The sequence below is a fragment of the Allorhizobium undicola ORS 992 = ATCC 700741 genome (genome assembly GCF_000621665.1).
Classification (GTDB): domain Bacteria; phylum Pseudomonadota; class Alphaproteobacteria; order Rhizobiales; family Rhizobiaceae; genus Allorhizobium; species Allorhizobium undicola.
Genome location: NZ_JHXQ01000003.1, coordinates 17,989 through 31,642, shown reverse-complemented (window position 1 = coordinate 31,642; position 13,654 = coordinate 17,989). Strand labels below are relative to the sequence as shown.

Below are 13,654 nucleotides of genomic sequence, written 5' to 3'. Positions count from 1 at the left end.
GATCATGACCAAAGGATCCCGTGGTCTTCCCGTTTCCGCAGCCCTTGCAGCGCTTCTGGCGCTGTCTTCGGCGGCATTTGCCCAATCCACCACCAGCAATATGAACGGACTGAAGCTTTCCGGCGACAAGCCGATCCAGATCGAAAGCGACGAGCTTGAGGTGCGCCAGCAGGAAAACAGCGCCTTCTTCAAGGGAAATGTGCGGGTGGTGCAGGGCACCACCACCATGCAATCACAATCCATGGTGGTGAAATACAAGAACAAGCAGGGCGAAGGCCAGGGCAATGCGCAAGCCGGCGCGGGGCAATCGGGTTCGGGTCAGGGACTGACCGGGGGCGACGCCAAGATCGACACCATCGATGTGTTGAAAGACGTGGTGCTGAACACCGAGACCCAGAAGGCAACCGCCGACAAGGGCCATTTCGATATGAACAGCCAGGTCTTCATCCTTGAGGGCGACAAGGTCGTTCTTTCGGAAGGCAAAAACGTCTTCGTCGGCTGCCGCCTGACCGTGAAAATGACAACGGGCGAAGCAAAGCTTGATAGTTGCGGGGGGCGCGTGCAGATCCAGCTCGACCCGAAATCCCAGCAGAAACAATAGGTTTTCGCCCGTGACAACGCCAGACTCCAGCGCGGCGCCAAAGCCGCCGCGTGACAAGAGCCGCTATCAGGGCACGCTTATTGCCCACGGCCTGACCAAGACCTACAACACCCGCCGCGTGGTCAATGGTGCGTCGCTCGTTGTCCGGCGCGGCGAAGCCGTTGGTCTGCTCGGTCCGAACGGAGCTGGCAAGACCACCTGCTTCTACATGATTACCGGACTTGTGCCCGTGGACGAAGGCACGATCGCCATTGACGGCAACGACGTGACCTCGATGCCCATGTATCGGCGCGCACGCCTTGGCGTCGGCTACCTGCCACAGGAGGCCTCGATCTTTCGCGGCCTTTCCGTGGAAGACAACATCCGCGCCGTGCTGGAACTGCACGAACCGGACAAGACGAAGCGCGAGGCAAAACTCAACGAATTGCTGGCGGAATTCAACATAGAACGATTGCGCAAATCCGCAGCCGTGGCGCTTTCGGGCGGTGAACGGCGTCGTCTTGAAATTGCCCGCGCCCTTGCCACCGACCCCACGTTCATGCTGCTGGACGAGCCCTTTGCGGGCGTGGATCCGATCTCGGTATCGGATATTCAAAATCTCGTGCGCCATCTCACCGCGCGTGGCATCGGCGTGCTGATTACCGACCATAACGTGCGTGAAACGCTCGGCTTGATCGATCGGGCCTATATCATTCATGCGGGGGAAGTGTTGACCCATGGCCGCGCCGATGACATCGTCAACAATCAGGACGTCCGCCGTCTCTATCTCGGCGACAAATTCAGCCTGTAAGGCCTGAATTCGATTTTGATGAAGCGGCATTGGTTTCGTTGAAACACAGACTCCCTATAAAAATCCGCCAAACTTGATTTTCGAGGCGGAATCCGCCCGCAGACCGCTTGACCAAACCCCCTAAAAAAGCAATTTTTGGGCCAATCGCAACTTCCCTATGCAAATTTTGCAGAACAAAGGGAGTTCGAAGGGAGCGTAGGGGAGTTTGCGTCCACCATGGCCCTGTCAGCCAACCTTTTTCTTCGCCAAAGCCAATCATTGGTGATGACGCCGCAGTTGATGCAATCCATCCAGCTGCTCCAGATGACCCACCTGGAACTGGTTCACTTCATCGGGCAGGAGGTTGAGAAAAATCCGCTGCTCGAAATTGCATCAAATGATGAAGCGGCAGGCGGTGGTGCGGATGCCGCAAGCAACGATGCGCAGGCCGATAGCAGCCCCGAGCCCGAAGCAGGCCTTGCCAGCGACTGGTATGAAAACGGCAACGCCCAGGTTGGCGAAAGCCTGGACAGCAATTACGGGGTGGCCTTCAGCGACGATGCCGCAGCCCCCAGGATTGACATGCCGGACATGCTTGGCCAGTGGAAATCGATGCCCGGCGGGACGGCGGATGGCGCCGACGGCTACGACCTCGATGACTTCGTGGCCGTCAGAACCACCCTTCGCGATCACATTCTTCAGCAATTGCCGTTTTCGATTACCGCAGCAGCCGACCATATGATTGCGCTGGCCCTGCTCGACCAGATCGACGAGGCTGGCTATCTGCGCGCCGATCTGGACGAGATCGCCGGCAGCATTGGCAGAGCGAAGCCGGACGTGGAGCGGGTGCTGGGCATATTGCAAAGCTTCGACCCGCCGGGGATCTTCGCGCGCAGCCTTGGCGAATGCCTGGCCATCCAGCTTCGGCAGCGCAACCGCCTCGACCCTGCCATGGCCACCCTTCTCGATCATCTGGAGCTTCTGGCGCGGCGCGACTTCGCCCAGCTCAAGCGGTTGTGCGGCGTGGATGAAGACGACCTCCTGGACATGATGGCGGAAATTCGCGGCCTCATGCCGAAACCCGGCGCCGCCTTCGATACCGGCCCCACCCAGACCATTGTCGCCGATGTCATCGTTACCCCCGCCAAGGGCGGCGCCTGGGCGGTGGAGCTTAATCCGGAAACTCTTCCGCGGGTGCTGGTCAATAACCAGTACCACGCCGAGATCAAGAAACAGGGCCGCCAGGAACAGGGCGAGCAGGCCTTTCTCAGCGAGTGTATGCAAAACGCCACATGGCTGATGCGCAGCCTCGACCAACGCGCCCGCACCATCATGAAGGTCGCGACAGAAATCGTGCGTCAGCAGGACGCCTTCCTGCATCACGGGGTCGATCACCTGCGGCCGCTCAATCTCAAGACGGTGGCCGAAGCGATAAAAATGCATGAATCGACCGTCAGCCGCGTGACGTCCAACAAATACATGCTTACACCCCGTGGCCTTTTCGAGCTGAAATATTTCTTCAGCGTCTCGATCGGCTCGGCAGAGGGCGGCGATAATCACTCCGCAGAAGCGGTTCGCCACCGTATTCGCCTCCTGATCGCGCAGGAGACCGCCGATAATATTCTCTCCGATGACGATATTGTCGAAAGTCTGAAGAGTTCCGGCGTGGACCTTGCCCGCCGCACCGTGGCGAAATACCGCGAGGCCATGAATATTCCCTCCTCCGTGCAACGCAGACGCGAAAAGCGCGCCATGGCCCGCAGTTCCGGCTGACGGCGTGCCGCAGAGTTAACAAGACGTTGACTTTTACAGCCTCTATCTTTAGAGGGACGCGAAATACATGCAGAAGATGAAAAATCCGGGATCGAACACGGGACATTGCCAATCGATGCGAAGGCAGGTCCCGGCAAGGCCGCTGGCGACCGAGGGGGAAACGGCAACGATGGCGGAGAAGAATGGCAGGGCAGCTGAATGGAAACATCCATGGGTTGCCGACTGAAACGGGGATGGGGCATGGCAAACACGGAAGTGCTTGGACGTGCGCGCGCCTTGGCGTAAACTGGTTTCCGCAAATCATTATAAGAAGGGAAACTCCATGAGTGTGCGTGTATCCGGCAAACATATGGAAATCGGCGAATCGTTCCGTGAGCGGATCGAGACACAGATCGCAGATGCCGTGACCAAATATTTCGACGGGGGATACTCCGGTCAGGTAACGGTCACGAAATCCGCGTCGCGCTTCTCCGCCGATTGCATCGTGCATCTCGATAGCGGTGTGAAGCTCCATGCCGCCGGTGAAGCCAACGATCCGCAGCCTGCCTTCGACGCGGCGGCAGAGCGGATCGAAAAGCGCCTGCGCCGCTACAAGCGCAAGCTCAAGGACCATCATGCCGCCAGCGCCACCGAGATTGCCTATACCGTCATGGACGCCGTTCCCGACGAACATGAGGAAGTGCCGGAAGATTTCGCGCCGACCATCGTGGCAGAAAGCACCAAGAAGCTGAAGACGATGTCCGTGGCCACCGCCGTCATGGCGCTGGACATGACAGACGAGCCGATTGTTCTGTTCAGAAGTCCGGGCAAGGATGAATTGAACATTGTCTATCGCCGCAATGACGGCAATATCGGCTGGATCGATTCCGCGACCATCAAGGGCTGACTGGATCTGGCAGGAAACATGCGCCGCCTGCGGCGCATGTAAAACAGGAAACAGAAAGGAAAGGCGATGGATGCCATGGCCTTTCCCCAAGACGGCGGCGGCGTAAAGGAAAACCCAATGGCCTTGGCAGATTTGCTGCATCAAGATGCGATCATTCCCGCCCTGAAAGTCAATTCCAAAAAACAATTGCTTCAGGAGCTGGCAGCAAAGGCCGCAAAGCTGACCGGGATTTCGGAGCGGGAAATCTTCGACGTGATCCTGCAACGCGAACGCTTGGGCTCAACAGGCGTTGGCAATGGCATTGCCATCCCGCATGGCAAGCTCACCAGTATCGGCTCCATCAAGGGTATCTTTGCCCGCCTTGAAACGCCGGTGGACTTCGAGGCCCTGGACGAGCAGCCGGTCGATCTCGTCTTCCTTCTTCTGGCGCCGGAGGGCGCGGGCGCCGACCACCTGAAAGCGCTGTCGCGCATTGCCCGCGTGCTGCGGGATCAGGATCTGGTGGCAAAGCTCAGGGCCAGCGATTCGCCAACCGCCCTTTACACCTTCCTCAATCAGGATCAGGCATCCAACGCAGCCTGAAGACCGGATGCCTCCACCGTGGAAAGACCGGGTTCAGTTCAAAACGAACAACGTCCTTAAGCTGTCTTTAATATAGATGCTTTACCTCTCTGTCGGGGCCACCCCATGCGGGCCTGTGGCCAATCCGACCTGGTGGGGGTTGATAGAGCGTGCAGCTTCCGAAATTTATACAGGACAAGCCCGTTCGCGAGGCCCTTATCCTTGGCCTTACGGGTCTTTGCATCTGGATTCTCGCAATCGAGATCGACCTGCATGAAAGCATCGACAAATTTCTGCACGCCCACGAAACCTGGCAGTTCGATGAGGCGTTTACCGCCATCAACATTATCGGGATATACAGCCTGATCTATGCCTACCGGCGCATTACCGATCTCAAGCATGAAATCGCCCGCCGCAACCGGGCAGAGCGCAATATCGACTGGCTTGCCCATCACGACCCGCTGACGCTCCTGCCCAATCGCCGCGCGCTGGAAAAGCGGGACCACAAGGCAAAGGCCGATACGCCATCCGTCATCTATTGCATCGACCTTGACGGGTTCAAAAATGTCAACGACCTTGTCGGCCATCAGGGCGGCGATCTCCTGCTGAAGGAAGTGGCCCATCGGCTCAAGACCATGCTGCCTTCGGCCCAGGCCTACAGGCTGGGCGGCGATGAATTTCTGGTCATTGCCGACAGGACGCCGGCCACCGATTGCATGAGGCTCGGACATCGCATTCTGCGCCTTTTGTCTGCCCCCTATGACGTCGGCGGCATGACCTCCGAAATTGGCGCCAGCATTGGCTTTGCGCTTTATCCTGAAGACTCTGCCGATTTTTCCGATGCAATTCACTGTGCCGACGTGGCCATGTATGTGGCCAAGAAAAGCGGGCGAAACGGCGTGTTCGGCTTCGAGCGGATCATGGAGGATCGCATTCTTCGCCGGGCCGAGACGGAGATGGCGCTGAAGCGCGCCATACGCAGTGACAGCATCGTTCCCTATTACCAGCCGCTGATTGACCTGCGCACCGGCGATATTCGCGGTTTTGAAGCGCTGGCCCGCTGGGAAGCTGGTCCAAACCACATCATCCCGCCTTCCGATTTCATCGCGCTGGCGGAAGATGCGGGGCTGATCGTCGAGCTTTCGGAGCGCCTGTTGAAGGCGGCCTGCCGGGATGCCGTAAACTGGCCGCCCGAGACAATTCTGGCCTTCAACATTTCGCCACTGCAACTGAGCGACAAGCAGATGCCGCTCAGGATCATGAACGTCCTGCTCGAAACCGGCTTTCCCGCCCATCGCCTGGAGCTGGAAATCACCGAAACGGCATTGGTGCGCGACATGGACTCCGCTGGCGCCATTCTCGGCGAATTGCAGGCGGCCGGCATCAAGATCGCCCTCGATGATTTCGGCACCGGCTATTCCAGCCTGTCGCAGCTTTCGAAATTCCGCTTCGACAAGATCAAGATCGACCGCAGCTTCGTCACCGGCTTCGAAACGGACAAGAAGCGGGAGGACATCGTGCGGGCTATTCTTGGCCTCGGCCAGGGCCTGGGCATATCCACCACCGCCGAAGGCATCGAGGAAAACCATCAGCTCGACTTCCTGAAAAGCGTGGGCTGCGATTTTGGCCAGGGCTATCTCTTCGGCAAGCCGGTCAGCGGAGAAGATACCCGGCGCCTGCTGGCACGTCACGCGCGGCCCAACGAAAATGCCGGGACGGATGCCGCATGAAACGCAGCGAAGAGTGAGCATTTCCGCTTCCAAGCCGGGAGAAATCGGCTATGAAGCAGGGGTTTGTTCATTCAGGGATTTTTGTCATCATGACGCAATTCGACGTCCTCACCATCGGCAACGCCATCGTTGACATCATATCCCGCTGCGAGGACAGCTTTCTTCTCGACAATGACATCACCAAAGGCGCGATGAACCTCATCGATGCCGAGCGCGCCACGCGGCTCTACAGCCTGATGGGCCCAGCCATCGAGACCTCCGGCGGCAGCGCCGGAAATACGGCGGCAGGCGTTGCAAGCCTGGGAGGACGCGCCGCCTATTTCGGCAAGGTGGCCGCCGATCAGCTGGGTGAAATCTTTACCCATGACATTCGCGCCCAGGGCGTGCATTACACGACCCGTCCGGGCACGACCGAGCCGCCCACCGCCCGTTCGATGATTTTCGTCACGGAAGACGGTGAGCGCTCGATGAACACCTATCTCGGCGCCTGCGTCGAGTTCGGCCCCGAAGACGTGGAGCCGGACGTGGTTGCAGCATCCCGCGTCACCTATTTCGAGGGCTATCTCTGGGATCCGCCGCGCGCCAAGGAAGCCATTGTCGAATGCGCCCGCATTGCCCATGCCAATGGCCGGGAAGTTTCGATGACGCTTTCCGACAGTTTCTGCGTTCACCGTTACCGGGATGAGTTTCTCGACCTCATGCGGTCCGGCACCGTGGATATCGTCTTTGCAAACGAGCAGGAAGCGCTTGCCCTTTACGAAACGGAGAATTTCGAGGATGCGCTTGAGCGCCTTGCCAGCGATTGCAAGCTTGCAGCCGTGACGATGAGCGAAAAGGGCGCGGTGATTGTGCGCGGCAAGGAGCGTATTCGCATCCCGGCAACCGCGATCGAAGAACTGGTGGACACCACGGGCGCTGGCGACCTTTTCGCAGCCGGCTTCCTTTATGGCTATACCAGCGACCGTTCGCTGGAAGACTGCGGCAAGCTGGGCTGCCTGTCCGCTGGCATTGTCATCCAGCAAATCGGCCCCCGCCCCAACCTGTCGCTGAAAAAAGCCGGGCAGGACTACGGGCTTATTCCCGTCTGATCCTGCGGCGGCGGCAAAGCTGGGGCTGTGGGGGTCAGTTTGAGCCAACCATCCCCTTCATCGAACAATTCGCAAAGGCGGCAGCGGTTTCGCCTTTTCTCGCCGACAATGCTCCCTACGCCTTCAAAAGCGGTCTATTTGAACACTTCGCCGGGATAGGCGCCCCAGATTTCTCCCTGGGCGACCCAGCCTTTGACCTCGTCGGTCTGCACATGGCACCAATTGCCATTGCATTCGCGCACATGGACAACCACACCCGGTTGCAGCTTGGCCGTGACCCGAGCATTCGGCAGGCTCTCGGCGCGGAGGTTCACGAAAATATTATCGCCCTTGCCCTTCATCCATGGCGCGGCCAGCGCGGTGCGCTCTCCCGAAAGCAGCGTCTGGTTGACCCATCCCTCCGTTCCGTCCGCATCGCGGATCCGGCGCCAGTTTTCATATTCCTGCACGATTTCCACCGGCAGACCCGCCTTGGTATACATCCACGAGGCGGCATAATCCGTTCCCGGCCCGATGCGAAGATTGACGCGGGCCGATTTCAGGCTGACAAAGCGCGGCAAGGGAAGGCCGCTGGCGCCCTTCATGGATTGCGCAGCCGCAGGATACGCACCCGAGGCAACGACCACGGCGGCAAGAATGAAATGTTGCAAGCCCTTCAGCATTTTTCACCTTCCAGCAATCTGCTGAAATGCTCTCGCTTTCTCTTTTGTTTCACCAGGATCCGATCAGCAAAACCGTGTTACACTTTTCCTGGACTTGCGATGGGGCGCCCTTGCCCGATAAACGGGCAACACCGCCCCAAACCTCTTTGCAACGCAAGTCCGGACAAGGAAAACCGTGTTACACTTTTCCTGGACTTGCTCTATGTGAATCATGCGGGAATCATCGCCCGTCCTGGTTAACGACATCTTTACAAGGTATCGAAACTCGCCATGACGCAACGAAAAAAAACCACGGTCTATCTGACGCGGAAATTGCCGGATGCGGTAGAAACGCGGATGCGTGAGCTGTTTGACGCCGAATTGAATGTCGATGACGCACCGCGAACGCGCGAAGAATTGATCGCCGCCGTGCAGCGTTGCGATGTTCTGGTTCCCACCGTGACGGATCGAATCGATGCAGGCATCATCGAGGCGGCGGGTCCGCAGATGAAGCTGATCGCCAGTTTTTCGAACGGTACGGACCACATCGACGTGGATGCCGCCGCCCGAAAGGGCATCACCGTTACCAATACCCCGAACGTGTTGACGGAAGATACCGCCGATATGACCATGGCGCTCATTCTTGCCTTGCCGCGCCGCCTTGCTGAAGGATCGCGCATCCTCACCGACCAGCCGGGCGAATGGGCAGGCTGGTCGCCCACCTGGATGCTTGGCCGCCGGATCTGGGGCAAGCGCATCGGCATTGTCGGCATGGGCCGCATCGGCACAGCTGTTGCAAGGCGCGCGAAGGCCTTTGGGCTCTCCATTCATTATCACAACCGCAAGCGCGTCAATCCACAGACTGAGGACGAGCTGGAAGCCACCTATTGGGACAGCCTCGACCAGATGCTCGCACGGGTGGACATCGTTTCCGTCAATTGCCCCTCGACCCCTGCCACCTATCACCTGCTTTCGGCCCGCAGGCTGGCGCTGATGCAGCCCACCAGCTACATCGTCAACACCTCACGCGGCGGCATCATCGATGAGACGGCCCTCATTCAATATATCCGGGAGGGCCGGATTGCCGGAGCCGGGCTCGATGTTTTCGAAAACGAGCCCGCCGTGAATCCAAAGTTGCTGAAGCTTGCGGAAGAGGGCAAGGTGGTTCTTCTGCCGCATATGGGATCGGCCACCATCGAGGGCCGCATCGATATGGGCGACAAGGTGATCATCAATATCCGCACCTATTTCGATGGCCACCGTCCGCCGAACCGGGTGCTGCCCGGCCGGAGCTGACGCCGGGCACATGCCGCATCGTCACCGAGGCAATCAAGCCTGTAGAGGCTTGACCATCTCCACGAAGGTCGTTCGCTCGTAACCGGGATGGCTTTTTTCGGCCACCCTTCGAAATCCCCAGGCAGCGAAGCGCTCATGGTTTCCCTTGAGCTCGATGCGGGTTTCCAGCTTGAGCCGCGTTACGCCACAGGCCCTTGCCACGCCTTCGGCAGCCGCCAGCATGGCGCGGCCAATGCCCTTGCCCTGCAAATCCGGCAGAACGGCGAGTTTGCCAAGATAGAGCGTTTCCGCGCCCTCCTGACGGCAGAAAAGACAGCCCACGAGGCGGCCATCCATCATTGCCGCATAGCCGATCTCTTCCGCAGCCTTGGCACGAAGCGTCTCCGGCGTCAGCTTCAATGCCGAGGATGGCGGGTCGATCAGCGGATGCATGTAATCGAAGGCGGCCAGCACCAGCGCCAGAAGCCCGTCCCAATCCTTGAAACTCTCATCAATCTGAAGAATCTCCACCGTCATGGATGCTGTCCTTCTTCCCTGCGCCGCCGATATGCCACCGTGTCGAAACGCGCCGACAGGCCATCGTAAAGTAGCAGACGGCCCACTAACGGATTGCCAATGCCGGTGATGAGTTTGATGGTTTCCATGGCCATCAGCGTGCCGATCACCCCCGTCAGCGCACCGAGGATACCCGTTTGCGCACAGGCGGGAACAAGACCCTGCGGCGGCTTTTCCGGAAAGAGATCGCGGTAACGCGGAAAAAGGCACCCGTCCTTGTCCCTCTCATAGGGTTTCAACACGGTCAACTGCCCCTCGAACCGGCCGACCGCACCCGTCACCAGCGGACGTTCCGCCGCCTGCGCGGCATCGGCCGCCGCATATCGGGTGTCGAAATTGTCAGAACCGTCGATCAGCACGTCATAGCCTGACAGGTAAAGCGCGGCAAAGGCCTGGTCGAAGCGCTCCTCGTGGCAGATGACACGGACATGGGGATTGAGCCGGGCCAGAGCTGCGGTTGCGCTTGCCGTTTTCAGCTCCCCCACCGTCTGGGTGTCATGAATGACCTGCCTTTGCAGGTTGGACAGCGAAACGCGGTCATCGTCCACGATACCGATAGAGCCCACCCCCGCCGCCGCCAGATAATGCAAGACGGGCGCGCCGAGCCCACCAGCGCCAATCACCAGAACGCGGGCGGCTTTCAGCTTCTGCTGGCCAGCACCGCCCACCTCCGGCAGCAGGATATGACGCTGGTAACGGGCAATTTCGTCTGGTGTCAGAGGTTCCATCGGGAAAGCTCCATTTCAAAGCGTCAACATACCATCCTGCACGCTGACATGCTGGGCCTTATCGCCCAGTGCCGCGAACATCTGCCGGTCCGTGCCGGTCATGAAGGCCTGCCCGCCCAGCGCATCGATCCGTCCAAACAACGCCGCCCGGCGGTTTTCGTCCAGATGGGCGGCAATTTCATCGAGCAGCAATATCGGCGCATATCCCGTCATGGTGGCCGTCAACTCGGCATGGGCCAGGATGATGCCCACCAGAAGCGCCTTCTGCTCGCCCGTGGAACAGCGCTCCGCCTCCATATTCTTTTCCCGATGCCGCACCAGAAGGTCGCTGCGATGCGGGCCCTCCAGCGTGCGTCCCGCAGCCGCATCCCGCCCCCTGCCCTGCTCCAGCAGGCTGCGGTAGCGATCTTCCAGATCGATGGCGGGCAGATTGGCGCCGTCGTCCATAAAGCCCGACAGGGCAAGATCGGCCACCGGAAAATTCTCCGGGTCCTGCCGCTCGAAGATAAGCGCGGAGAGAAGCCGCATCATTTCCTGCCGTGCCAGCGCCATGGCGATGCCAAGCGCCGCCATTTGCTCCTCCAGCCCGGAAAGCCAGGCCGGATCGAAACGGCCTTCCGACAAAAGCCGGTTGCGGCTGCGCATGGCCCGCTCGAAATCGCTGGCGCGGCGCCCGTGCAACGGATCGATCGACAGAACGAGCCGGTCAAGGAAGCGGCGGCGATCAGACGAGGTGCCGGTAAACAACCCGTCCATGGCGGGCGTCAGCCAGACGAGGCGCAGGTGATCGGTGAGTTCGTCTACCGACCTTGCCGCAGCCCCGTTGACGCGCAAGCGGCGAAGGGCCGCCTCCTCCTGCACCTCCGTGCCGGTTCCAAGCTCCACCTCCCCCGCCATGCCCTCAAGTGCTGCGAAAATGGAAAATCCGCCGGAAGCCCCGGCCCGCGCCACATCCTGCAGCACCGCGCGCCGCAGACCACGCCCCGGTGAAAGAAAGGAAACCGCCTCCATGAGATTGGTCTTGCCGGAACCGTTCGGGCCGGTCAGCACCACATGGCGACCATCCAGCGCAAGCGACGCTGCCGCGTAGTTGCGAAAATCGGTCAGCTTCAAACGGGTGATGAAGGTTTTTTCAGGCATTACGACGCGGGCTTGCAGACTGTTCGTGACATCTGGTCCTCGAAATCACGGCATGGGGCTTGAAGGCCGGCTTCATGGCGCGCATTCATTCTTCAAGCCCGGAGAAGAGGCCGCTTGACCTGTTACACCCAGATCGGCACCCTGGGTTCCTGTGCTGCGAGCATCACTCCGTGATCCTCGTTTCACTCATCAAACCACTAGGCGCAATCGCCGCATGAGACAAGAGCGCGACCGCCTTTTCCACCGGGCAAGCCCGTGGGAGACTGCCATCTGAAAGGCTGACCCATGCAGGACGATGATTTGACCCCGGAAGAGGCCCGGCGGGACCATTGGGACATGATGCGTTTTCTGGCGGGCAATGCCGCACTGGGGGCAGCGCTTGGTCTGATCGTTGCCGGTTTGCTGCTGTGGCTGGACGTGGGTGGAATTGGCCGGCTGCTGGACCATAGCAACGACGCTCCGGTGGTGGCGCTGATGCTTGGACTGCCGCTGGCGCTGATCTTTGCCGCCGCCGTGACGGCCTCGGCGGTGATGCTCATGCCCTATCGCAAGAAGAAAGCCCGCCGGGACTGACTTGACGCGCCACCGGAAGACCGCCATCTCACCGGCACAAGGAGACGCTATCATGACAGAAGACGAAGCCCGCCTGATCCGTCTGGAGGAAACCGTGGCCCATCAGGCAAGGACCATCGACGAGCTTTCCGAGCAACTGACCCAGCAATGGAAGCTGGTGGAGCAGATGCGCCGCAAGTTGGACCAGCTGACCGACAGTTTCCTGGCCCTTGAGGAGCAGGCGCTGGGGCCTGCGCCCGTGACGAGGCCCCCGCATTACTGACGAGGTGCCGCAACAAAGCGGCCTCCGCGTCTCTTTGAACGTGCTTCAGCGCCAGACGAGAAGTCCGATCAGGCCAACGACACCCACTGCGATGCGCCACCATGCGAAAGGTGCATAACCCCGGCGGCTGACGAAGTTGAGAAGCCCGCGCACCACGAGGAGCGCGGAGAAAAAGGCGGCAATGAACCCAATGCCGATGAGGATGCTGTCATCGAAGCTCAGGGTGTTGCGGTTCTTGTAGAGATCCAGCACGAAAGCGCCCAGCATGGTGGGCATGGCGAGGAAGAAGGAAAACTCCGCCGCGGAGCGCTTGTCCGTGCCCAGCAGCAACGAACCGACAATGGTGGAGCCGGAGCGCGACGTGCCGGGGATCATGGCAAGGCACTGGAAAAGCCCGATCTTGAAGGCAAGCGACAGCGGATAATCCATCACATCGGTATAGCGCGGCTGAAATTTCATCCGGTCCACCAGAAGCAGGATGACGCCGCCAACGATCAGCATGATGCAGATGAGCATCGGCGTCTCGAAAAGCACGGCCTTGATGAAATCATGCGCGATGGCGCCAATGACGGCGGCGGGCAGGAAGGCCACCAGCACCGCCAGCACGAAGCGGCGGCTGCGCACGTCATTGGGCAGGGCGAGCGCAATGGAAATGAGCTTGTGGGCATAAACTGACAGGATGGCCAGGATCGCGCCCAACTGGATCAGCACGGCAAAGGTGTTTCCCGGCGAATTGAAGCCGAGAAAATGCCCGGCCAGCAACACATGCGCGGTGGAGGACACGGGGATGAACTCGGTCAGACCTTCGATGAGGCCGAGAATGAGCGCGCTGATGATCGATTGATCTTCCATGGAATATCCTAGAGCAGGTGGTCGATGACCAGTTGGAATACGAGGCGGTTGCGCAACAGGCTTCCCACCGCGGGAATGATTCTCCTTCCCCCTGAAACGCAGGGATTTGTGGCTATCTCGGCGGCAAAGGTCAATCTCTCTGGTGAAAGCGCGGCTATTGCAGATGACAAAACAACCGATTCGCCTATATGACAGGCCG

The 13,654-nt window shown here is 59.7% G+C and carries 15 protein-coding genes; 10 read left to right on the top strand and 5 right to left on the bottom strand.

Annotated features, from left to right (window positions below; genetic code table 11):
• The first annotated feature begins 4 nt into the window (after positions 1-4).
• The 7 genes from T424_RS0104180 (at position 5) to T424_RS0104145 (ending at position 7,408) form a co-directional block, all read left to right on the top strand.
• A complete protein-coding gene (locus tag T424_RS0104180) occupies positions 5-601 on the top strand; it encodes an LptA/OstA family protein (RefSeq protein ID WP_027486606.1) in 597 nt (198 codons plus the stop codon).
• A 10-nt stretch (positions 602-611) separates the two neighbouring features.
• Positions 612-1,391, top strand: coding sequence for an LPS export ABC transporter ATP-binding protein (lptB, locus tag T424_RS0104175; protein ID WP_027486605.1), 780 nt, complete (start codon positions 612-614; stop codon positions 1,389-1,391).
• Between the two features lie 216 nt (positions 1,392-1,607).
• On the top strand, positions 1,608-3,143 hold the full coding sequence (gene rpoN / locus T424_RS0104170; RefSeq protein WP_027486604.1) for an RNA polymerase factor sigma-54: 1,536 nt from the start codon (positions 1,608-1,610) through the stop codon (positions 3,141-3,143).
• A 322-nt stretch (positions 3,144-3,465) separates the two neighbouring features.
• The gene (gene hpf / locus T424_RS0104160; RefSeq protein WP_027486603.1) at positions 3,466-4,029 is read left to right on the top strand and encodes a ribosome hibernation-promoting factor, HPF/YfiA family; all 564 of its coding nucleotides are present in this window, start codon (positions 3,466-3,468) and stop codon (positions 4,027-4,029) included.
• A 117-nt stretch (positions 4,030-4,146) separates the two neighbouring features.
• Positions 4,147-4,611, top strand: coding sequence for a PTS IIA-like nitrogen regulatory protein PtsN (gene ptsN / locus T424_RS0104155; RefSeq protein ID WP_027486602.1), 465 nt, complete (start codon positions 4,147-4,149; stop codon positions 4,609-4,611).
• A 149-nt stretch (positions 4,612-4,760) separates the two neighbouring features.
• Positions 4,761-6,320 carry a putative bifunctional diguanylate cyclase/phosphodiesterase gene (locus T424_RS20155; RefSeq protein WP_245269419.1) on the top strand — a complete coding sequence of 520 codons (1,560 nt, stop codon included), beginning with the start codon at positions 4,761-4,763 and terminating at the stop codon, positions 6,318-6,320.
• Positions 6,321-6,409: 89 nt separating this feature from the next.
• Entirely contained in the window at positions 6,410-7,408 is a 999-nt protein-coding gene (locus tag T424_RS0104145; protein ID WP_027486601.1) for an adenosine kinase, read from the top strand.
• A 134-nt stretch (positions 7,409-7,542) separates the two neighbouring features.
• On the opposite strand, the gene T424_RS0104140 is transcribed toward T424_RS0104145, so the two are convergent.
• Complete coding sequence (locus T424_RS0104140) at positions 7,543-8,070, bottom strand: SH3 domain-containing protein (protein ID WP_051558779.1); 528 nt, start codon at positions 8,068-8,070, stop codon at positions 7,543-7,545.
• A gap of 270 nt (positions 8,071-8,340) precedes the next feature.
• Here T424_RS0104140 and T424_RS0104135 point away from each other — a divergent pair, with 270 nt between their 5' ends.
• Positions 8,341-9,345 carry a 2-hydroxyacid dehydrogenase gene (locus tag T424_RS0104135; RefSeq protein WP_027486599.1) on the top strand — a complete coding sequence of 335 codons (1,005 nt, stop codon included), beginning with the start codon at positions 8,341-8,343 and terminating at the stop codon, positions 9,343-9,345.
• 33 nt (positions 9,346-9,378) lie between these two features.
• On the opposite strand, the gene T424_RS0104130 is transcribed toward T424_RS0104135, so the two are convergent.
• Genes T424_RS0104130 through recF form a run of 3 tightly spaced genes read right to left on the bottom strand, consistent with a single transcriptional unit; the run spans position 9,379 to position 11,768 of the window.
• The gene (locus T424_RS0104130; RefSeq protein ID WP_027486598.1) at positions 9,379-9,855 is read right to left on the bottom strand and encodes a GNAT family N-acetyltransferase; all 477 of its coding nucleotides are present in this window, start codon (positions 9,853-9,855) and stop codon (positions 9,379-9,381) included.
• A 2-nt stretch (positions 9,856-9,857) separates the two neighbouring features.
• The gene (locus T424_RS0104125; protein WP_027486597.1) at positions 9,858-10,628 is read right to left on the bottom strand and encodes a molybdopterin-synthase adenylyltransferase MoeB; all 771 of its coding nucleotides are present in this window, start codon (positions 10,626-10,628) and stop codon (positions 9,858-9,860) included.
• Between the two features lie 15 nt (positions 10,629-10,643).
• Positions 10,644-11,768 carry a DNA replication/repair protein RecF gene (recF, locus tag T424_RS0104120; protein WP_027486596.1) on the bottom strand — a complete coding sequence of 375 codons (1,125 nt, stop codon included), beginning with the start codon at positions 11,766-11,768 and terminating at the stop codon, positions 10,644-10,646.
• Between the two features lie 285 nt (positions 11,769-12,053).
• Between recF and T424_RS0104115 the strand changes: the two genes are divergently transcribed.
• On the top strand, positions 12,054-12,341 hold the full coding sequence (locus tag T424_RS0104115; RefSeq protein WP_084268383.1) for a hypothetical protein: 288 nt from the start codon (positions 12,054-12,056) through the stop codon (positions 12,339-12,341).
• A gap of 52 nt (positions 12,342-12,393) precedes the next feature.
• Positions 12,394-12,603 (top strand): SlyX family protein, encoded by a 210-nt coding sequence (locus tag T424_RS0104110; protein WP_027486594.1) that lies wholly within the window; start codon positions 12,394-12,396, stop codon positions 12,601-12,603.
• 45 nt (positions 12,604-12,648) lie between these two features.
• On the opposite strand, the gene T424_RS0104105 is transcribed toward T424_RS0104110, so the two are convergent.
• Positions 12,649-13,455 (bottom strand): undecaprenyl-diphosphate phosphatase, encoded by an 807-nt coding sequence (locus T424_RS0104105; protein WP_027486593.1) that lies wholly within the window; start codon positions 13,453-13,455, stop codon positions 12,649-12,651.
• Positions 13,456-13,654: the final 199 nt, after the last annotated feature.

What these genes read in the sequence shown, in the direction of transcription:
- T424_RS0104180 (WP_027486606.1), top strand. Translation starts at nt 5, where the DNA reads ATGACCAAAGGATCCCGTGGTCTTCCCGTTTCCGCAGCCCTTGCAGCG.
- rpoN (WP_027486604.1), top strand. Translation starts at nt 1,608, where the DNA reads ATGGCCCTGTCAGCCAACCTTTTTCTTCGCCAAAGCCAATCATTGGTG.
- hpf (WP_027486603.1), top strand. Translation starts at nt 3,466, where the DNA reads ATGAGTGTGCGTGTATCCGGCAAACATATGGAAATCGGCGAATCGTTC.
- ptsN (WP_027486602.1), top strand. Translation starts at nt 4,147, where the DNA reads ATGGCCTTGGCAGATTTGCTGCATCAAGATGCGATCATTCCCGCCCTG.
- T424_RS0104145 (WP_027486601.1), top strand. Translation starts at nt 6,410, where the DNA reads ATGACGCAATTCGACGTCCTCACCATCGGCAACGCCATCGTTGACATC.
- T424_RS0104140 (WP_051558779.1), bottom strand. Translation starts at nt 8,070, where the DNA reads ATGCTGAAGGGCTTGCAACATTTCATTCTTGCCGCCGTGGTCGTTGCC.
- T424_RS0104135 (WP_027486599.1), top strand. Translation starts at nt 8,341, where the DNA reads ATGACGCAACGAAAAAAAACCACGGTCTATCTGACGCGGAAATTGCCG.
- T424_RS0104125 (WP_027486597.1), bottom strand. Translation starts at nt 10,628, where the DNA reads ATGGAACCTCTGACACCAGACGAAATTGCCCGTTACCAGCGTCATATC.
- recF (WP_027486596.1), bottom strand. Translation starts at nt 11,768, where the DNA reads ATGCCTGAAAAAACCTTCATCACCCGTTTGAAGCTGACCGATTTTCGC.
- T424_RS0104115 (WP_084268383.1), top strand. Translation starts at nt 12,054, where the DNA reads ATGCAGGACGATGATTTGACCCCGGAAGAGGCCCGGCGGGACCATTGG.
- T424_RS0104110 (WP_027486594.1), top strand. Translation starts at nt 12,394, where the DNA reads ATGACAGAAGACGAAGCCCGCCTGATCCGTCTGGAGGAAACCGTGGCC.
- T424_RS0104105 (WP_027486593.1), bottom strand. Translation starts at nt 13,455, where the DNA reads ATGGAAGATCAATCGATCATCAGCGCGCTCATTCTCGGCCTCATCGAA.